General features: G+C 61.4%; 15 protein-coding genes. 11 read left to right on the top strand and 4 right to left on the bottom strand.

Going from position 1 to position 20,201, the window contains the following annotated elements:
• The first annotated feature begins 309 nt into the window (after positions 1-309).
• Both AB1792_07850 and AB1792_07845 read left to right on the top strand, forming a co-directional pair.
• Positions 310-1,437: an efflux RND transporter periplasmic adaptor subunit gene (locus tag AB1792_07850; protein MEW5702124.1), complete on the top strand. Its 1,128-nt coding sequence runs from the start codon at positions 310-312 to the stop codon at positions 1,435-1,437.
• A complete protein-coding gene (locus AB1792_07845; GenBank protein ID MEW5702123.1) occupies positions 1,437-4,526 on the top strand; it encodes an efflux RND transporter permease subunit in 3,090 nt (1,029 codons plus the stop codon). Before AB1792_07850 ends, AB1792_07845 begins: the two co-directional genes overlap by 1 nt.
• Before the next feature lie 59 nt (positions 4,527-4,585).
• On the opposite strand, the gene AB1792_07840 is transcribed toward AB1792_07845, so the two are convergent.
• Both AB1792_07840 and gcvA read right to left on the bottom strand, forming a co-directional pair.
• The gene (locus tag AB1792_07840) at positions 4,586-5,440 is read right to left on the bottom strand and encodes a hypothetical protein (protein ID MEW5702122.1); all 855 of its coding nucleotides are present in this window, start codon (positions 5,438-5,440) and stop codon (positions 4,586-4,588) included.
• A 184-nt stretch (positions 5,441-5,624) separates the two neighbouring features.
• Positions 5,625-6,527: a transcriptional regulator GcvA gene (gcvA, locus tag AB1792_07835; protein ID MEW5702121.1), complete on the bottom strand. Its 903-nt coding sequence runs from the start codon at positions 6,525-6,527 to the stop codon at positions 5,625-5,627.
• 226 nt (positions 6,528-6,753) lie between these two features.
• Here gcvA and AB1792_07830 point away from each other — a divergent pair, with 226 nt between their 5' ends.
• The 6 genes from AB1792_07830 (at position 6,754) to AB1792_07805 (ending at position 13,943) form a co-directional block, all read left to right on the top strand.
• Positions 6,754-7,872 (top strand): isocitrate/isopropylmalate dehydrogenase family protein, encoded by a 1,119-nt coding sequence (locus tag AB1792_07830; GenBank protein ID MEW5702120.1) that lies wholly within the window; start codon positions 6,754-6,756, stop codon positions 7,870-7,872.
• A 196-nt stretch (positions 7,873-8,068) separates the two neighbouring features.
• On the top strand, positions 8,069-8,968 hold the full coding sequence (locus AB1792_07825) for a hydroxymethylglutaryl-CoA lyase (protein MEW5702119.1): 900 nt from the start codon (positions 8,069-8,071) through the stop codon (positions 8,966-8,968).
• Positions 8,969-8,983: 15 nt separating this feature from the next.
• Positions 8,984-10,189, top strand: a complete 1,206-nt coding sequence (locus tag AB1792_07820; GenBank protein MEW5702118.1) for a CoA transferase — start codon at positions 8,984-8,986, stop codon at positions 10,187-10,189.
• Positions 10,190-10,389: 200 nt separating this feature from the next.
• Entirely contained in the window at positions 10,390-11,682 is a 1,293-nt protein-coding gene (locus AB1792_07815) for a 3-isopropylmalate dehydratase large subunit (GenBank protein MEW5702117.1), read from the top strand.
• Position 11,683: 1 nt separating this feature from the next.
• Positions 11,684-12,181 carry a 3-isopropylmalate dehydratase small subunit gene (leuD, locus tag AB1792_07810; protein MEW5702116.1) on the top strand — a complete coding sequence of 166 codons (498 nt, stop codon included), beginning with the start codon at positions 11,684-11,686 and terminating at the stop codon, positions 12,179-12,181.
• A gap of 112 nt (positions 12,182-12,293) precedes the next feature.
• Complete coding sequence (locus AB1792_07805) at positions 12,294-13,943, top strand: C69 family dipeptidase (GenBank protein MEW5702115.1); 1,650 nt, start codon at positions 12,294-12,296, stop codon at positions 13,941-13,943.
• 30 nt (positions 13,944-13,973) lie between these two features.
• Here the strand turns inward: AB1792_07805 and AB1792_07800 are convergent, their stop codons facing one another.
• Together AB1792_07800 and AB1792_07795 are read right to left on the bottom strand one after the other, a co-directional pair.
• The gene (locus AB1792_07800; protein MEW5702114.1) at positions 13,974-14,447 is read right to left on the bottom strand and encodes a DinB family protein; all 474 of its coding nucleotides are present in this window, start codon (positions 14,445-14,447) and stop codon (positions 13,974-13,976) included.
• Positions 14,448-14,657: 210 nt separating this feature from the next.
• Positions 14,658-16,556, bottom strand: a complete 1,899-nt coding sequence (locus tag AB1792_07795) for a potassium transporter Kup (protein MEW5702113.1) — start codon at positions 16,554-16,556, stop codon at positions 14,658-14,660.
• A gap of 227 nt (positions 16,557-16,783) precedes the next feature.
• On the opposite strand from AB1792_07795, the gene AB1792_07790 reads away from it, so the two are divergent.
• From AB1792_07790 to AB1792_07780, 3 genes are all read left to right on the top strand, one after another.
• On the top strand, positions 16,784-17,095 hold the full coding sequence (locus tag AB1792_07790) for an HPF/RaiA family ribosome-associated protein (GenBank protein MEW5702112.1): 312 nt from the start codon (positions 16,784-16,786) through the stop codon (positions 17,093-17,095).
• Positions 17,096-17,116: 21 nt separating this feature from the next.
• Entirely contained in the window at positions 17,117-18,301 is a 1,185-nt protein-coding gene (locus AB1792_07785) for a cation:proton antiporter (GenBank protein MEW5702111.1), read from the top strand.
• A gap of 164 nt (positions 18,302-18,465) precedes the next feature.
• Positions 18,466-20,175 (top strand): chloride channel protein, encoded by a 1,710-nt coding sequence (locus AB1792_07780; GenBank protein ID MEW5702110.1) that lies wholly within the window; start codon positions 18,466-18,468, stop codon positions 20,173-20,175.
• The last annotated feature ends 26 nt before the right edge of the window (positions 20,176-20,201 follow it).

Below are 20,201 nucleotides of genomic sequence, written 5' to 3'. Positions count from 1 at the left end.
GTAATCTCATAACACTCAATAAGTTGAGCCGGGATGGTCGCGTCTTGATCGTTCCTTGGGGCCGACATCGTGCGGCTGCGGGGGAACCGAGATCATTTTCCTCGTGTTTATGGGAAACGACCGCGCCTTATGATCCGTAAGGCCTGTCAATCCTCCGTAAGAGGATCATCCGGCACCCGTCTGTCGAGGCGCACCGTGTCATCCACCCGCGAAGACGATCCGTCCCGGACACAAGAGCACGCGCACATATGAGAGCGACTGAAACGCGGGGACGGGCATTCATGCTGTGATTTGCGAAGGAGAGACCAGATGAAGAAACGCATGGCCATCATGTTGATTGCGATGTTCGTGTTCATCGCGGCGGTCGGGACATACAAGTTCCTGCAGATTCGCGCCGCGATCGCGCAGGGGTCTTCGTGGCAACCGCCGCCCGAGGCGGTGACGACAATCGTCGCCCATGAAGAGGATTGGCCGGCGACGTTGAACGCGATCGGCAGCGTGTCAGCCGTGCATGGCGTGACGGTGAGCGCCGATCTCCCCGGAGTCGTTTCCAGCATCGAGTTCGAATCCGGACGACACATCGATGCGGGCGAGGTGCTGGTCCATTTGGAGGCCAGCCAGGAGCGCGCGCAATTGGCCGCTGCCGAGGCGCAGCGGGAGCTTGCGAATCTGAACTTCGAACGCGTCCGCGGATTGCGTGACAAGGATCTGGTCGCACAATCGGAGTACGATCGCATCGCCGCGGAGTTGAAACAGGCCGATGCCCGGGTCGCGGAGCTGCAGGCCACCATCGACCGGAAACTGATCCGCGCGCCGTTTTCCGGCGAGCTCGGGATCCGGCAGGTGAATCTCGGTCAGTACCTCCGGGCGGGGGACCCAATTGTCCCCCTGCAATCGATGGATCCGATCTATGTGGATTTCGCCCTGCCGCAGCAATCGGTGAGCGCCCTGAAAGTCGGAGCCGAGGTCGAAGTCTCCGCCGACAGCATTGCCATCGCCCACCCCAAAGGCAAGATCACCGCCATCAACTCGGTGGTGGATGCGGGGACGCGCAATGTCCAGGTGCAGGCGACATTCGAGAATCCCAGTCGACAGTTGCGGCCCGGGATGTTCGTCGAGGTGAAGGTCTCGGTAGGACAAGGCGCCGAGGTGATCACGCTGCCGGCGTCGGCCATCAACTACGCCCCCTATGGCAATTCGGTTTTTGTCGTGACGGAGATGAAATCCCCTTCGGGCCAGTCATACACTGGCGTTCAGCAACGATTCGTCAAGCTCGGTGGCGGCCGGGGTGATCAGGTCGCGGTGCTGTCCGGTCTTGCGGCCGGTGAGGAAGTTGTGACCTCCGGCGTCTTCAAGTTGCGCAGTGGCACGGCGGTTCTGGTGGACAACAAGATCCAGCCGTCGAACGACGCCGCGCCGAGGCCGGAGGAGAGCTGATGAAGTTTACGGACCTGTTCATCCGCCGACCCGTGTTGGCGATGGTCGTGAGTCTGGTGATCCTCATCGCCGGGCTTCAGTCCATCCGCTCGCTGAGCGTGCGGCAGTATCCGCGCAGCGACATCGCCGTCATCAAGGTGACGACGGCATACATCGGTGCGAACGCCGATTTGGTCCGCGGATTCATCACGACGCCGTTGGAGCGGGTGATCGCCAGCGCCGACGGGATCGACTACATCGAATCGTCGAGCGCTCAGGGTCTGAGCACCATCACAGTGCATCTCAAGTTAAATTACGAGACCAACGCCGCCCTCACGCAAATCCAGGCCAAGGTGGCGCAGGTGCGCAACGAGCTGCCGCCCGAGGCCGAAGCTCCGATCATCGAACTGGAGACCGCGGACAATCAGTTCGCCGCGATGTATCTGGGATTTGCCGCCGATCATCTCGATCAGAACCAGATCACCGACTACTTGACGCGCGTTGTCCAGCCGAAGCTGAGCTCCATCGCCGGGGTACAGCGTGCCGAGATTCTCGGCGGACGCCGGTTCGCCATGCGCATCTGGCTGGAACCGGACAAGATGGCGGCGATGGGAATCACCGCCTCGCAGGTGCGCGATGCCTTGGCGCAGAACAACTACCTCTCCACGCTGGGACGGACAAAGGGAACGCTGGTCTCCGTCAATCTGGTCGCCAACACCAACCTCCAGACCCCGGAGGAATTCCGTCGCCTCGTCGTCAAGAAGGACAACGGTGTTGTCGTTCGCCTCGGCGACATTGCCGACGTCGTCCTGGGCGCCGAGAACTATGATCAGGACGTTCGTTTCGACGGTCAGGGCGCCATCTTCATGGGCATCTGGGTCCTTCCCGGAGCCAACACGCTGGATGTCATCCGCTCAATTCGGGAGGCCATGCCGCGATTGCAGGCGGAGCTGCCGGTCGGAATGAGGGCCGGAATCCCCTACGACTCCACCGAGTACATCGAGAGCGCCATCGATGAGGTCCTCAAGACTCTCGCGGAGACGCTGCTCATCGTCATCGTGGTCATCTTCTTGTTCCTGGGGTCGATGCGAGCGGTCGTTATTCCGTTGGTGGCGATCCCGATTTCCCTCATCGGCGCCGTGTTCCTGATGATGTTGGCCGGCTTCACGATCAACCTGCTCACGCTGCTGGCGATCGTGCTGTCGGTCGGGCTGGTGGTCGACGACGCCATCGTGATGGTGGAGAACATCGAGCGGCACCTGCGTCGGGGCGCCCGTCCCATGCGCGCGGCGCTCGATGCCGCACGCGAGTTGATCGGGCCGATCATCGCCATGACAATCACGCTGGCCGCCGTTTATACGCCGGTCGCGATCCAGGGCGGATTGACCGGATCGCTCTTCCGCGAGTTTGCCTTCACGCTGGCCGGCGCCGTGATCGTCTCGGGCGTCGTGGCGCTGACGTTGTCGCCCATGATGGGATCGAGACTCTTGCGCGCCGGCGACACACAACGTGGGTTCGCCGGGATGATCAACCGGCACTTCGAGGTTGTGCGCGACACGTACAAGCGACTGCTGGCGGGCACGCTGAGGTACCGCCCCGTGATCTATGTGCTGTGGGGCATTGTCATCTTGTTGATCGTTCCCTTCTACATGTTCTCGCAACGTGAGTTGGCGCCTCAGGAAGACCAGAGTGTCATATTCGGAATCCTCCAGGCTTCGGCGAATTCAACGCTCGACCAGACCAAGCTCTATGCGGCCAAGGTCCAGGACGTCTATGAATCGTTTCCGGAGAAGAAGAACACGTTCCAGTTGATATTCCCGACCGGCGGGTTCGGCGGGATGGTCACCAAACCATGGGGGCAAAGAACCAAGAGTACGCAACAGCTTCAACTTGAGGCGTCCGCCGCACTGTCCAAGATCCCCGGGATTCGGGTGATTTCGCTGGTGCCGCCGGCTTTACCCGGAGGTGGGGATTTCCCGGTCGACTTCGTCATCGCCTCGACGGCCGAGCCGGAGCAGCTCGTCACATTCGCCAATCAACTTGTGCAGGCGGCGTATGCCAGCGGGAAGTTCATGTACGCCGATGCCGATCTGAAATTCGATCAACCACAGACCGAGGTTGTCTTCAACCGCGACAAGGTCCGATCGCTCGGCGTCGAGATGAGCCAGGCGGGGCAGGACCTGTCCACGTTTCTCGGCGGCAACTATGTCAATCGCTTCAGTATCCAGGGCCGCAGCTACAAGGTGATCCCGCAGGTCAAACGCAGCGAGCGCCTGACCCCGGACCAACTGAAGGACATCTATGTCACCGGAACCGCCGGCGGGTTGGTGCCACTGTCGACGTTCGCCACCTTGCGCACAACGACTGAGCCGCGGGAACTGAAACGCTTCCAGCAGTTAAACGCCGTCCGGATTCAGGGCGTGGTTCCCCCCGGCGTGTCATTGGATGACGCCCTGCGCTTTCTGGAGAACGAGGCGGCGCGGATCCTCCCCCAGGGCTTCACGGTCGATTATGCCGGCGAGTCACGGCAGCTTCGCACCGAGGGCGGCCGGTTCCTGGGTGTATTCGTTCTGTCTGCCATTCTGATCTTCCTAGTCCTCGCGGCCCAATTCGAGAGCTTCCGCGATCCGTTCGTGATTCTCGCGGGCTCCGTGCCGCTGGCGCTCTGCGGTTCCCTGTTGTTCTCGTTTCTCGGATTCACCACGCTGAACATCTACAGTCAGGTGGGACTGATCACGCTCGTCGGGTTGGTGGCCAAGAACGGCATTTTGATCGTTGAGTTTGCCAACCATCTGCGCGAATCCGGAATGACGAAGCTGGACGCCGTCATCGAGGCCTCGGCAACCCGGCTACGCCCGATCTTGATGACGACGGCTGCGACCGTCTTCGGGCACCTGCCCCTCGTCTTTGCCCACGGTCCGGGCGCCGGGGCGCGCAACAGCATCGGCATCATGCTGGTGACCGGGATGATTATCGGCACGGCGTTCACGCTGTTTGTCGTGCCGTCCATCTACATGCTCGTGGCGCAGTCACAACGGCAGCCCGCCGTCCGCGAGATGGAAGAATTCGAAACGCCTCTGGCGATGACCGAACCGGTCACTATCGGATGAGCGGCCAGCGAGTGTGCGCCGCCTGGCTCATATCCGGTCTTCTGTGATTGCTTCAGGGATCATCTCCCCGGGCATTGATTAGAGCAGCCGTCGCAGATGACTGTAGCACCGTCCTCACCGCGGACGACCACGTCAATCATGCCGACGACATCGGCAACATCCACGCGGCAGTCACAGTTGATGTCGGCACGGCTTCCTCGTCCGCAGTCGACGTCCTCAACCGGGGTCCATCTCCGGAACGTTTCTCCGACCATGGCCAGGATATCCAAAACGTCGCGCCGGCCATCACATTCGGGATCGCCGTGACAGGCACACGCACAGGGGACGATCGTAATCACGCCCTTCGTGAACGACGGCGGAAAGATGTACGATAGCATGCAATCAACGAACTCGGGGCCATCGTGCCATACGCACGTTGAGTCGATTTCGAAGGTCCCGGGGACGTCGGTCACATTGAAGTGCAGGACGAGTGATGGGGTCCCGGTGGGCGGGAGGCCGTCGCTTCCGGACGGCAGGCACCGATCCCGTTGGAACATCCCTCCGCCCGAGTAGTAGCGGACCATGTCGGGGCTGGCAAAGTCAGGGGGCTCTGTCACGACCCAACAACCCAGCGAGTCGTCCGGTTGGGCGTAATACAGGGTGGTCCCGGCATCGCCGAAGTACCCGGTCAGACGCCCCGTTCCGGTCAAGGAGATCGTGTCGGCGATGAACGACCCCGGAGTGACGGCGCGGATTTCGAAGGGCAAGTGCATGATGGCAAGAGGAGGGATGTTCGACAGGTAGATTCCCACGTCGACGCCGAGAGCTCCAGCGACAACTGTCTTGGACTCGACATACACCGCATTGGCGGCTAAAGCGGTTCGCACCAGGCATAGACTTGCCGCTACGGGGATGGCACAGAGCATCCGTCGCATACCTTGACTCCTTCGCAGAGGTTTGCGTTCCGTCTTACTGCTGATGTACGATCGGAAGCGCTGCTCCCGATTCCCCTTCGCAACTGACGCCAGTATATGCCAGCGCCTGGCCGGTGTCAACAAGCAGAACGGGACGTCGTCACTGGACGTGGTGGCAGAGAGTCGAGCGCGGAGTGGGACAGGATCATTCCGCCTCTTGCGCCGCACACTGCGCCAACATCCAGTCGCGGAAAGCGGCGACCTGGGGGAGATCGGTCTTGCGCTGGGGACAAACGAGGTAGTACGCCGATTCGCTGGCCACGGGACGGTCGATGGCGACGATTAGTCGGCCGCTGGTAAGCTCCTCCTGAATCAGGAACCGGGGGAGGACAGCGAGACCGAGTCCGGCGATCGCGGCTTGGATCACCATGTGGAATTCCTCGAAACTGGGTCCGACGCGGCCATCCAAGTCCTCCACGTGACACGCGCGCAGCCATTCCTGCCAGGCCTGTGGGCGGGTGACATGCTGCAGAAGCGTGAATCGACCGACCTCCGCGGGACGCGTGAGTGGACAACGTCCGGCCAGCAGCGACGGCGCCGCCACCGGGACGACAACTTCGCCCATCAGTCGATGGCAGACCGCACCCGGCCAGAGATCGCTCCCGAAGTGGATGGCGACGTCGATGTCGCTGCCGGCAAACTCGAACGGCCTGGTCTTTGTCACGAAGTTCAGTTGAATATCAGGATGGCGGGCCGTGAAGTCGCCGAGCCGTGGAATGAGCCACCGGGCCCCGAAGGTCGGCAACAATGCGATGGTCAGGAGGCCTCCTCCGGTACCGTACGCCATCAACTGCAAGGTCGCCGCCTCGGCACGGTCGAGAAGGTCACGAACGGAGAGGAAGTAGACCTCTCCCGGCTCGGTCAGGACCAGTTGCTGTTTTTGGCGGCGAAACAGCGGTTGCCCGACGTAGTCCTCAAGCTGCCGGATGCGGCGACTTACGGCGCTTTGGGTGATACTGAGCTCGCGCGCCGCTTTGGTGAAGCTCATATGTCGAACGGCAGCGTCGAAGCACTGGAGCGATGAGAGTGATGGAAGAACACGCCGCATAGTCATGACTTTTTGGAATGACGACATGAGAAAACACCGTTTGCCGCCAAGCTCAAGATAGGGTATAATGTTCGGTCATGCAACGGGAAATAGGCCATATTGTGACACGTATCACAAGTGAGCATTCGGCCGATTCATTCCCAATCGGCATGCAATGGCGATTAGGCGGGGTCAGGAATAGCCAGTCCCTGGGTCTGAAGCGAGGTCCGAAGAGGACGGAGGTCGCATGAGCAAATGCAGGATCGCCTGGCTGCCCGGAGACGGCGTCGGGGTTGAAGTCATGGAGGCAACCAAGATCTGCCTCGATGCGCTCAAGTTCGACGCCGCCTACACGCACGGCGACATCGGATGGGAGTTCTGGTGTAAGGAGGGGGATGCGTTTCCCGAACGGACCATCGCGCTTCTCAAGAACTGTGACGCTGCCATGTTCGGCGCCATCACCTCCAAGCCGGTGAAGGACGCAGAGCGTGAACTCGTTCCCGAGCTGCAGGGAAGGGGCCTGGTGTACCGCAGCCCGATCGTTCGCATGCGCCAGATGTTCGATCTCTATACCTGTCTGCGTCCCTGCCGCGCGTATCCGGGCAATCCGCTCAACTATAAAGAAGGGATCGATCTCGTCGTGTTCCGCGAGAATACCGAGGATCTCTACTCCGGCGTGGAATTCAGCCCGGTTCCGGACGAGTTGACGGCCGTCCTCAACAAGCTCAGCAAGCCATTCGCGCCTTTCACCAAGCTGCCGGGGAGCGACTACGCCATCACCTGCAAGATCAACACAAGGAATGGGTGTGAGCGGATCATCCGTGCTGCCTTCGAGTATGCCCAGAAGTTCCGCTACCCGAAAGTGACCGTCATCCACAAAGCCAATGTCGTGCGCGCGACCGAGGGGATGTTCCTGGAGACCGGACGGCGCATCGCCAGGGAGTACCCTGGGATTCGGATGGATGACGCCAACGTCGACGCGATCTGTATGTGGTTGCTCAAGAATCCGATGAATTACGGTGTTCTGGTTGCCACCAACATGTTCGGCGACATTGTCAGCGACCTCGCGGCGCAGATGGTCGGCGGTCTGGGATTCGGGTGCTCCGGCAACATCGGCGAGAAGCTCGCCGTGTTCGAGCCGACCCATGGGAGCGCCCCCAAGTACACCGGCCAGTACAAGGTCAATCCGATCGCTACGATCCTCGCCGGCAAGATGATGCTGGATTGGCTGGGTGAAAAAGAGAAGGCCGACCGGCTCGAAAAGGCCACCGCCCAAGTCATCGCCGAGGGGAAGGTAAGGACCTACGACATGGGTGGCAGCGCCACAACTCTCGAGATGGGCGAGGCGATCGCCCGGAAGCTCTGATGGGTTGTCTGTGAACCAGTCCATCTTATTGCCGGCTTCCGCATGTCATCCCGAGTCCGCCCATGGCGGACGAGGGGTCTGCTGCTTCCTTTGTGAGAGGAAAGCAGATTCCTCGCCCCGCCAAAGAACAGCAGGCCTCGGAATGACTGCTGTCGCCTCTTGCCGCGACAGGTTGGTTCGCTCGTGGGGATAAACCATGCCCGAAATCATCATCCATGAAGTTGGACCACGCGACGGCCTGCAATTCGAGAAACAGACCGTCCCAACCGAGAAGAAGCTCGCGTGGATCCGATCGCTGGCCGCCGCGGGTGTCGACATCGTTCAGGTCGGCTCATTCGTGCACGCCGAGAAAGTCCCGCAGATGGCCGATACCGACGCGTTGTTCCGCGCCCTCAGTGCTGACCCGAAACGCAGGACGGTTTTCTCGGGGCTTGTGCTCAACGAGAAGGGGCTGGAGCGGGGGCTGAACTGCGGTGTCGAGATGTTCTGTCTCGGAGTGTCGGCCTCCGACACCCACAGCCGGAAGAACACGGGAATGGGCACGGAGGAGGCGCAGCGTCGCATCATCGCCATCGCCAAGGAGGCGGCCGCCGCGGGCAAGAAAGTCCAGGTCTCGGTACAAAGCGCCTTCGGTTGCGGCTTTGAAGGGCCGATTTCCGAGGAGCGGGTCCTCGGGATCGTCCGGTCCTACATCGAGGCCGGACTGATGAGCATCAGTCTCGCCGACACCGCCGGCCATGCGCATCCGGCGCAAGTGCGGCGGCTGTTCGGGAGTATCCGGGATCTGGCGCCGGAGATCGCCACCACGTGCCACTTCCATGACACGTATGGGCTCGGGATGGCCAACATCTTTGCCGCCATGGAATCGGGAGTCACCAGCTTCGAGACTTCCTTCGCCGGCTTGGGTGGCTGTCCATTCACCAAGGTCGCGGCCGGCAACGTTGCCACGGAGGATTTTGTTCATGCGCTCCGACGCCTTGGTCTTCGCCGGGAAATCGATCTCGATGCGCTCATCGCCATCGCGCGGGATGTGGCCCATCACTTCGGCCGGGAGATGCCGGGGCGGGTCTACAAGACGGGACCGTTGTCCTACTGACAGGCAGGTGCACCAATGACCAAGACGTCGCGCATTCTCGATGGCATTCAGGTTCTGGACCTCACCAATGTGCTGTCGGGTCCGTTCGCCTCTCTCCATCTGGCGCTTCTCGGCGCCGAGGTCATCAAGATCGAAAATCCCAAGGATGGTGACTTGGCCCGTAAACTCGGGATCGTGCCGGACTACAACAAGCGACTGATGGGAACAAGTTTCCTGGCACAAAACTGCAACAAGAAGTCGGTGACGCTCAACACCAAGAGCCAGGAGGGGAAGGAGATCTTCAAACGGCTGGTCCGGGATGCCGATGTCGTGATCGAGAACTTCCGGCCCGGCGTCATGGATCGCCTCGGGATCGGCTACACCGTCCTGCGCGAGATCAACCCGAAGCTGATCTACTGCGCCATCTCCGGCTTCGGCCAGACCGGCCCCGACGCCGACAAACCGGCGTACGATCAGATCATCCAGGGACTTTCCGGGGAGATGGCGATCAACGGCGATGAGCGGTTGACACCGTTGCGCGCCGGTTTCCCCGTGTGTGACACGGTGGGCGGGCTGAATGCCGCCTTTGCGGTGATGGCGGCGCTCTTTCATCGGCAGCGCACCGGCGATGGGCAGTTCATCGACGTGGCGTTGCTCGACTCGATCATGCCGCTCATGGGGTGGGTGGTCGCCAATCTCCTGATCGGCGGGCAGGAACCGCCGGTCATGGGCAACGACAACTTCACCGCCGCGCCGAGTGGCACGTTCAAGACGCTCGACGGCCACATCAACATCGCGGCCAACAAGCAGGAGCAGTGGGAAGCGGTCTGTGACGTTCTGGCGCTGCCGGAGTTGAAGACCGATCCGCGTTTCCAGGAGCGCGACACGCGCAAGAAGAACCGCAAGGCACTCACGCCTCTGCTCGAAGCGCGGCTGACCCAGAAGCCGACGTCGCACTGGGTCGAAGCGCTCAACGCTCAGGATGTGCCGAGTGGCGAGATCCTGAGCTTGAAGCAGGCGGTGCGCCAGAGTCAGATTGCGCACCGCGGCGTCTTGCAGAAAGTGCATGTCCCGAACGTCGGCGATATCGAGGTGTTCGGCCTCACCGCCATGTTCGACCGTACCCCGGGATCGGTCACGTCACCGCCGCCTGCTCTCGGGGAACACAACACCGAGATCTTCGGGCGCCTCGGATACGGCGAGGCCGAGCTCGCCGATCTGAAGAAGAAGGCAGTGATCTAACACGCCGCCGCGTACTATGCGAGGAATCGGATCCTCCATCATTGTCATCCTGAGCGGAGCGAATGATCTGCTGTTTCCCGTCGTCACCCGACACAGCAGGTTCCTCACTTCGTCCCCGTTCAAGAATGGGGACTCGTTCGGAATGACAGGGGTTGGTGTTATTCAAGAGCTTGCGACAGCATGATCCACAAGGAGCACCAATGGGAATGACAGTCGTCGAGAAGATACTGGCCAAGGCGGCGGGAGTGGATGCCGTCAATGCCATGGATGTTGTTGAGCCGCGTGTCGACCTCGCGATGTCGCACGAGAACGCGGCGCTGGTCGTGAACCAATTCAAGGAAATCTATCAGGGCACGGGACGTGAACCGAAGCCCTGGGATTCCACCCGGATCGCCATCATCTTCGATCACCGGGTGCCGGCCGAAGGGCCCAAGACCGCCACCAACCAGAAGCTCATCCGTGGCTTCGTGACGCTGCACGGCGTCGGGAAATTCCACGACATCCGCGGCGACCGCGGCGGCATCTGCCACCAGGTCTTGCCGGAAAACGGTTACGTCCGACCGGGCCAGGTGATCGTCGGCACCGACAGTCACACCACCAGCCATGGCGCCCTCGGCGCCTTCGCCTTCGGCATCGGCGCCACCGAGATGGCCTCGGTTTGGGCTCTTGGGGTCGCGCTCAACATCGAGGTGCCGCCGACGATCAAGGTTGTCGTGAACGGGGAGTTCCCCGAATACGTGGGACCGAAGGATCTGATTCTCCATCTCATCGGCAGGTTGACGGCGCAGGGGGCGAACTTCCGCGTCCTCGAGTTCCATGGCGAGACCATCATGGCGATGTCGACGAGCAGCCGACTTGTCATCTGCAACATGAGCGTCGAGGCGGGTGCCACCAGCGGGATCGTTCCCGCCGATGATGAAACCGAACGTTACCTGCGTACCGAGGCCGGAGTCACCGGACCAATCGAGCGGATCCTCCCGGACGCCGACGCCGTCTATGAGAAAGTCGTTGAGATCGACGTATCGAAGCTCGCGCCTCAGATCGCCTGCCCGCACACGGTGGACAACGTGAAGCCGGTGGGCGAAGTCGCGGGGAAAGCAGTGCAGCAGATCGTGATCGGCAGTTGCACGAACGGGCGTCTGGATGATCTCGAAATCGCCGCCCGCATCCTCAAGGGTCGCAAGGTGGCAGCGGGCACGCGTATGTTGGTCTTCCCGGCGTCGGGCCGCATCTTCACCCGGGCCTTGGAGGCCGGTTACATACAGGAATTCATGAAAGCCGGCGCCGTGGTGATGAATCCCGGGTGTGGCCCCTGTCTCGGTGTCCACCAGGGTGCTCTCGGTGATGATGAGGTCGCTCTCGCCACCACCAATCGGAATTTCAAGGGCCGAATGGGCAATCCGAAATCCGAAGTCTACTTATGCAGTCCGGCGGTCGCGGCGGCCAGTGCCATCACCGGTGTGATCACTGATCCGCGCAGGGAGGGACGTTGACATGGGCAAGGTCGTTCTGAAACTCGGCAGGGACATCAGCACCGACGATATCTACCCCGGCAGGTTTATGGCCACGGTCCTGCCTACGGAAACGCCGCTGTTCTGTTTCTTTGATCGCACCGAGTTCAACAACAAGCTCAAGGCGAAGGCGATTCCCCCCGGCAGCGTCATCGTCGCCGATGAGAACTTCGGCTGCGGCTCCAGCCGTGAGCAGGCAGCCAGCACGATTCGCGGTCATGATCTGATTGTCGTGGCCCGGAGCATTGCCCGCATCTTCATGCAGAACGCCATCAATCTCGGCCTGAACGTGATCATTTGTCCGACCATTGAGGCGAATGAAGGCGATGAGCTTGACTTCGCGCCCGGCAAGGTGCGGAACAAGACCAGCGGCCGGGAGTTCGCCATGGTTCCCTTGCCGCCGGCACGCCAGGCGATCATCGACGCCGGCGGGCTGATCCCGTATACCCGGCGGAAACTGCTCGCGCTGCCGCAGCGCTGATTTGTTGGTGTCGGCTCGGCGCAACCGCGCCGCATCTGGTCAAGGCAAATCGCGTACTTGACCTCCCCGCCGGGTGGTGAGTTAGATTCCCGGCATGTCGGAAGGAGGACTCATGCGTTTTCCACACGTCTTGAATCTGGGCCTTGCTCTTGTGTGCGCGGTTTTCGTTCTCAACTCACATCAGGGCCTGGCCTGTACGAACTTCATGGTCACGCGGGGCGCATCGATCGACAGCTCGGTGACGGTCACTTACACCTGCGATGGGGAATTCCACCCGCGCTTGAACTTTGACCCTGCCGCCGATCACCGACCAGGCGATTCCATCGAGATCCGGCGCTGGGGTGGAAGATTGCGCGGCAAGGTCGCACAGGTTCCGCACACGTATGCCGTGCTGGGACTGATGAACGAATACCAGGTGGCATTCGGCGAAACGACATTCGGCGGCCGCAAAGAACTCGAGGACTCGTTGGGAATCCTGCCATACTGGGACCTGATGCGCCTGTCACTGCAGCGGGCGAAGACGGCGCGCGAGGTTGTGACCGTGATCGGCGAACTGGTGGCCGAGTATGGCTATGGCGACGAAGGCGAGTCGTTCTCCATCGGCGATCCGCATGAGGTGTGGTACATGGAGATCGCTGGCACCGGTCCAGGTGGTAAGGGGGCGGTGTGGGTCGCGCTGCGGGTCCCCGACGGATATGTCTGTGCGCACGCCAACAGGGCGCGCATCGGCGAGTTCCCGATGGATGATCCAGCGAATTGTCTGCACTCGCCCAATGTCGTCTCATTCGCAGTCAAGAAGGGATACTATGACCCGAAGTCGGGCAAACCGTTCCGGTTCTGCGAGGCGTACTGCCCGGCAGGTCCGCAGGATCTCCGTTACTGCGACACGCGCGTGTGGAGCGTCTTTTGTCGTTGTGCTCCCTCCCAGGAGTTCTCCCCCGACGTCCACCGTGGCGTCGAAGGCGCCAAGCCATACCCGCTCTGGATCAAACCCGACAAGAAGCTCTCGATGGCCGATGTGATGAGCATCATGCGCGACCACTACGAGGGGACGCCGTACGACATGACCAAAGGTGTAGACGCGGGGCCGTTCGGCAGTCCCAATCATTGCCGTCCCATGACTTGGGAAGTCGACAGCACCTTGTACGGTTGGGAGCGGGCGATCTCCACGCCGCAGACCGGATTCTCGTTCATCTCGCAGTCGCGTGATTGGTTGCCGAATCCGATTGGAGGAGTCTACTGGTACGGGGTGGATGACACCTATTTCAGCGTCTGGTTGCCGCTCTACTGCGGGATCACCGCGGTGCCGTCGTCATTCACGACCGGGAGTTTGCGCCAATTCTCCTGGGAGTCGGCGTGGTGGGTGTTCAATTTCGTCGCGAACTACGCCAACCTGAAGTACTCTTACATGAAGGACGACATCATCAAGGTCCGCGATGAGCTGGAGAACCAGTTTCTGGCGATGCAGCCGGTGATCGAGGAAACGGCATTGGGACTTCGCCGGCAGGACGCTCTGCTTCTTCAGCAGTACCTCACCGACTACTCGGTGAGCCATGCCGAGGAGGTCGTCCGACGCTACCGGGAATTGGGAGAATTCCTCATCTGCAAGTACAATGACGGATATGTGAAAGACTCCAGCGGCCGTCCTCAGGAGGTCGGTTACCCCCAGGACTGGCTGCGCGACGTGGTGCGCTTGCGTCCGAAACAATTCGCCGTTCCGCGTTGGAAGTCGGACACACTCGATGCGAAATCGGCGAACTGACGGACGGGGATGGGGAAGAACGTGGAAACTCTATCCCACGATACGATCGAGTCCATACCGCCGTCGGGCGGCGGCGAGTTGACCGACATGGTACGTGTCGTGGAGCGCGGCCAGACTGAGCGTACCGAGCACAGAATCATCGAGACTGGGACCCTCGGTCGTCGCTCTAATCTGTTCCGAGGTCAGTCGTTCGAGCCGCGACATGAACGCGGCCTGGACCTCATCCCATTTCGCGCGCACTTGGTTCAAAGACGGCCATGATGCTTCGTCCTTGACCTGACCGCCGCGCGGGAAGTACTTCGCCCACGGAATGTCGATGGGTACGCCGAGGAACTTCAGGAATCCGGCCCTGATAGCGACCACATGTCCGGCTATCCATAAGATTGGGTTGGCGCCGTCGCGCCGTTCGCGTGCCCGTGACTCCGTGATCCCGTCGAGGGCGCGATGGAACAACTGGTGCGCGGTACGAAAAATCGGTGCGAGGCCTTCCAGTTCGGGAATCATGTCGTTCTCCATTCGTTTTCTGGTGACCACGGTTCGTCATCCCCCGTGGGACAGATTGGGTACTCAAGATAGTGAATGCGAGCCACTGTGCGCTGTTCTTCTTGATCGTACGCGACCTGGCGAATGCAAGTCGGACAGCGCCCCGCTTCGAATGTGAACACAATGGACCCACTGTGGTCTAATTGATGTCCCTCCACGGGGCACCATGGGTCACATGCTCACGTGCTCCCCGATCTCGATGACCCGCTCCGGGGGGATATTGAAATACGTCGTCGCACCTTGGGCGTTGCGCAAGAGGAACGAGAAGATGTACTTCCGCCACAGGGACATCAGCGGCCACGGTTGGGACCGGACACGCTCGCGACCCAAGAAGAAGCTGACTTTCCACGGTTCAAACTCCAACCCCTGCTTTCGTGCCAGGTCGAGCACCTCACAGACATCGGGCGTCTCCATGAACCCATATCGTGCTACGATGCGCCAGAATCCATCACCGAGCTCCTCCACGGTGACCCTCTCCTCACTGGGCACGGACGGAACATCTTCCGTGCGGATGTTCATGATCGCGACCTCCTGATGGAGGACGCGGTTGTGCCGCAGGTTGTGGACCAGGGCGGGCGGCACGACATCGCGGCGTCCTGCCATGAAGATCGCCTTCCCCGGGATTCGGAGTGGGGGCGATTGGTGCAGGTCATCCAGAAAGGTCTCAAGAGTGGGGCTGCCGGCATAGAGCTTCGCCGTCAGGATGGCGCGTCCCTTCCGCCACGTGCTCATGAGCGTGAAAGCGGCGGCGGCAATCGCGAGCGGAATCCACGCACCGTGGGCGATCTTGCTGATGTTGGCACCGAAGAAGCTCAAGTCCACGGCGATGAAGACCAGCGCGAACGACAACACGGCGGGCCACCGCCACCGTCGATCAAGTCGCGCGACCACCGCGTAGAGAATCGTCGCAATCAGCATTGTCGTCGTGACGGCAACACCGTATGCCGCCGCCAGTCGGCTCGAGGATCCGAATCCCAAGACCAGAGCGACTGTGCAGATCATCAGAATCCAATTCACCTGTGGAACGTACACCTGGCCGATCTGCGCGGCCGACGTGTGAATGATCCTGAGGCGGGGCAAGTAGCCCATCTGGATCGCCTGACGGGTCAGTGAAAACGCCCCCGTGATGACCGCCTGCGACGCGATGATCGTCGCGACGGTCGCGAGGACAACCAACGGCATCAATGCCCAGCGAGGCGCCAGTGCATAGAACGGATTGGCAGCGGCTGTCGGATCGCCCAGCAGTGCGGCGCCCTGCCCCATGTAGTTGCAGAGGAGCGCGGGCATGGCCACGGTGAACCACGCCAGCCGAATCGGTCGACGCCCGAAGTGCCCCAGATCGGCGTACAGAGTCTCGGCCCCAGTGACCACCAGAAAGACCGCGCCCAGGGCCAGGAAGCCGACCTTTCCGCTCGCCCGTAGGAATTCGAATCCATATATCGGGCTGAATGCCATCAACACTTCCGGGCGTTGGACGATGCTCGGCAGACCCAGAAGCATGATAACACAGAACCACGTCAGGGTGATCGGGCCGAAGAAGACCCCGACGCGCTGTGTGCCGTGTGACTGGACCATGAACAACGCCAGGAGGATTCCGACCGTCAACGGGACAATATAGGGATCGAACACCGGCGTAACGACGCGCAAGCCTTCAACGGCGCTCAACACGGAAATCGCCGGTGTGATCATCCCGTCGCCATAGAGGAGTGAGGCGGCAAACACGCCGGCGGCGATGACCGGCCAGCGCCATCCCCGCTCGCCACCAAGGGCTCTTCTCACCAGGGCGGTGAGAGCGATGACTCCGCCCTCACCACGATTGTCCGCCCGGAGGATAAACGTCAGGTACTTGATCGCCACGATCAGGATCAACGCCCAGACCATGAGCGAAAGGATGCCCAGGACATTCGCCCGCGTGAGCGGCACTTCGAAGTCACCATGGAAGCACTCGCGCATGGCGTAGAGCGGGCTGGTGCCGATGTCGCCATAGACGACTCCCAGTGCGGCGAGCGCGAGGATCGCGAGACGCTTCCTGGCATCGGCCGTCTTAGGCGCAGGCGAATCGTCGGTCATGGGGCCGGGACTTCTCATCGGGGCACTGGATGATCTGCGACGAGACTATGGTAGCCCGTCCCGGTGACCCAGACAAGAGTTTGTTGCCGTCGCGTCGCTCGACGCGTTGCGGGGGCCATGGTTGCGACGACTCGTGACGACGGTGCCGCGAGGGTCGCACGGGATTCCTTGCCGCCTCCCCGCCAGATCGCTACCTTGTGAGACAGAGGAAACTGGAGGGTGCCGCAATGGAACTGCTGGTATTCGGCAAAGACGTGAAGTTGACACCGTCCGTGCGGTTTCTGATCCGGACGGCAACCGATCATCTGGAAGCCCACTTTCGCCATATGTTGAGCGCTCAATGGGACCTTGCGTTCGAGCGGTTCGAAATCCGAGTCTCATGTCGCTTGCATGCGCGGAGTGGCTTCTATCGGGCTTCGTCCCGATCCAAGAAGCTGCGGACGGCGGTCGACGACGTGGTTCAGAAGATCCAGACGCAGCGACGCCGGAAGAAGGTCATTGTCCTGCGTGCGCGCCGACAGTCGGCGCGGAAGCGGTAGTCGGACCGGAGCGCTCCATCCATGGGCACCGAAGCGCTGGGCAAAGACGTTTACTACGTCCTTCTGCTCTTTTCGCTCTTCGTCATTCCCCGCCTGCTTCAGCACCTGCGGATTCCCACGGCGATCACGAGCCTCGCCATCGGTGCGGTGGCCGGAATGGGCTTCGGTTTGTTCCGAGCCGATCAGACGGTCGAGCTGTTGGCAACACTGGGCATCGTTTCCCTCTTCCTGTTCGCCGGGATGGACGTCGAGTTCGCGGCTCTGCGGCGCGAACGCCGCGTGATTCTGCAGCATGTGCTTATTCGCGTGGCGGCGTTCGCCCTGGTGTCGCCCGCACTCATGTGGGCGCTGGATGTCGACCTTCGCGTCGGGATGCTGATTGCGTTGGCGGTCCTGACTCCGTCCACAGGATTCATCCTCGATTCGATTCGGGGGTTTGGCCTGTCGCCGTCAGAGCAATTCTGGATTCGCTCCAAGTCGGTGGCCACGGAGCTGGTGGCGCTCGTCGTCCTGTTTGTGGCGTTGCAGTCGGCGTCTCTTTCCCGATTGGCAATCTCCACGGGCATTCTGGTGGCGATGATTGTCCTGTTGCCGCCGGCCTTTCGTTTGTTCGCACGAATCGTGGTGCCATATGCGCCGAAATCGGAGTTCGCGTTTCTCATCATCATGGCCATTGTCTGCGCGATGATCACTCGTGCCTTGGGCGTCTACTATCTGGTGGGTGCATTTGCGGTCGGCATCGCCGCTCAACATCTGCGCGAGCAACTCCCCGCGATGAGTTCTGAGAAGATGTTGCACGCCGTGGAGGCGTTCGGCTCCATCTTCGTCCCCTTCTACTTCTTTCATGCGGGTTTGCTTCTGCGCGCGGACGAGCTGGGGATGGCGCAGGTTGTCGCAGGTCTTGTCCTGCTCGCCGTGTTTCTCCCACTCCGCCTTGGTCTCGTCGCCATTCACCGGCGCGTCGTCGTCCGCGAGAAACTGCGCGAAACGATGCGTGTGGCCATCCCCATGCTGCCCACCCTTGTGTTCACTCTGGTGATCGCTGAGGTCTTGCGCATGGAGGGCGGGTATCCGACCTTTCTCGTGGGTGGTCTGATCGTGTATACCCTCGCGAACACTCTGATGCCGGGTCTGGTCATGAGGGCGCAACCACCGGAGTTCGAGGAACTGCATCCGCCGCCGTTGGAGATCTCCACCACGGTCTAGGAGTTTCCCGAAGGAAGAACTGCCGTGGAGACGATGGCCGGCACCTACGCCGTGATGCGCGCACACGGAGTGCGACCGGTGACGGTAAGCAGGGCTGCCGGACACAAAGGAGGCCTGCCATAAAGCTGGGCCGATTCATCATCCAATCGTTGGAGCGATTGCATGTGCGCGGGACCAACGCGCTCCTGCTGATCGCCTCGTTGGTCGGCATCACCACCGGGCTTGGTGCCATCGGCTTCACGGCGCTCATCCGGTATTTCAACCGGTTGTTCTTCGGCATGACAGACCGCTTTCTCTCTCAGTCGCTCGGCGCCGGCGGATTCCATTACTGGACGGCAGTCATTCCCGCGATCGGCGGGCTGATCGTCGGTCCGATCGTCTTCCTCTATGCCAGGGAGGCCCGAGGGCACGGCGTGCCGGAGGTGATGAACGCGGTGGCACGTCTGGGGGGTGTCATCCGGCCGCGCGTAGCACTTGCCAAAGCGGTCGCCTCCGCCGCCTGCATTGGCTCCGGCGGGTCGGCGGGGCGAGAGGGACCCATTGTGCAGATTGGATCGGCGCTCGGGTCGACGGTCGGCCAATTCCTGGGGTTCTCTGGCGAGCGGATCAAGATCCTCGTAGGGTGCGGCGCCGCCGCAGGGATTTCAGCGGTGTTCAACGCCCCCATTGCAGGCGTTCTCTTCTCCCTGGAGGTCATCCTGGGGGACTTTGCGATCGGGACGTTCTCGCCGGTACTCGTGTCGTCGGTCCTGGCCTCCGTTCTCACGCGCAGCATCCTGGGCAATCATCCTGCTTTTGCGGTCCCCGGCTACGAGTTGGCGTCGGCGTGGGAGGTGCTGTTCTACGCGGTCATGTCCGTCGGGCTCGGCCTGGTCGCCGTCTTGTTCACGAAGACTCTGGACGTGATGGAGGATGGCTTCGAGCGGCTCCGGATTCCGAACGTTCTCAAGCCCGTGCTCGGCGGCCTGCTGTTGGGTCTTCTGGCTCTGATGTACCCGCAATTGCTGGCGGACGGATATGAATCGGTGCGGCTGGCCCTACACAACTACCTGGCGTTGGGGATTCTGGTGCCGCTCGTCTTTCTCAAGATCGTGGCCACATCCCTGACCTTGGGATCGGGCAGTTCGGGCGGTATCTTCGCACCCTCGTTATTCATGGGCGCCATGGCTGGCGGGGCGTTCGGATATCTGGCGCATGCGGTCTTTCCGGAGGTGACCGCCAACCCAGGCGCCTATGCGCTCGTCGGGATGGCCGGCGTCATTGCCGCCGCGACCCACGCCCCGATCACTGCCTTGGTGATCGTCTTTGAGATGACGGGCGATTACCACATTGTCCTGCCGCTGATGATCACGGTGGCCATCTCGACGGTGGTGGCCAGGAGCGTCTCCAGCGAATCGATCTATACGATGAAGTTGGTGAAACGCGGCATCGACATTCGCGGTGGCCGCGACCTGAACATCCTGCAGAGGTTCCACGTCGCTGATGTCCTGGACGACCACTATACACGATTTCCCTCCCAGGCGCCGCTCGACAATGTGCTCGCCGTGGTCGAGGAGTCACACGAAACGCACTTTGTTGTGGAAGGTAGTGGCGGGGAATTGCGGGGGCTCGTGTCCCTCCACGACATGCGGGGCGTGCTGGCGAAACACGATGTCGGTGCGGCCCTCGTCGCCGAGGACGTCGCCCGGCACAAGATTCCGGAGCTGGTCCCTGCCGATGATCTTCAGAAGGCCCTGGAGGCCTTCAACCTCACCGGCCACGCATTGCTTCCCGTCGTGCGCGATGGAACCTCGAAGATCGTGGTCGGTGTGGTGCGTCGGGAGGCGCTTCTCAACTTCTACAACTTGAGGCTGCTGGAACAGTTGCGGCGGTAGTCGGCGTCATCAGCGTCGTCGAGCGC

Source organism: Candidatus Zixiibacteriota bacterium (assembly GCA_040752595.1).
GTDB lineage: Bacteria > Zixibacteria > MSB-5A5 > WJJR01 > WJJR01 > JACQFV01.
This window is presented reverse-complemented; position numbering and strand designations above follow the sequence as displayed.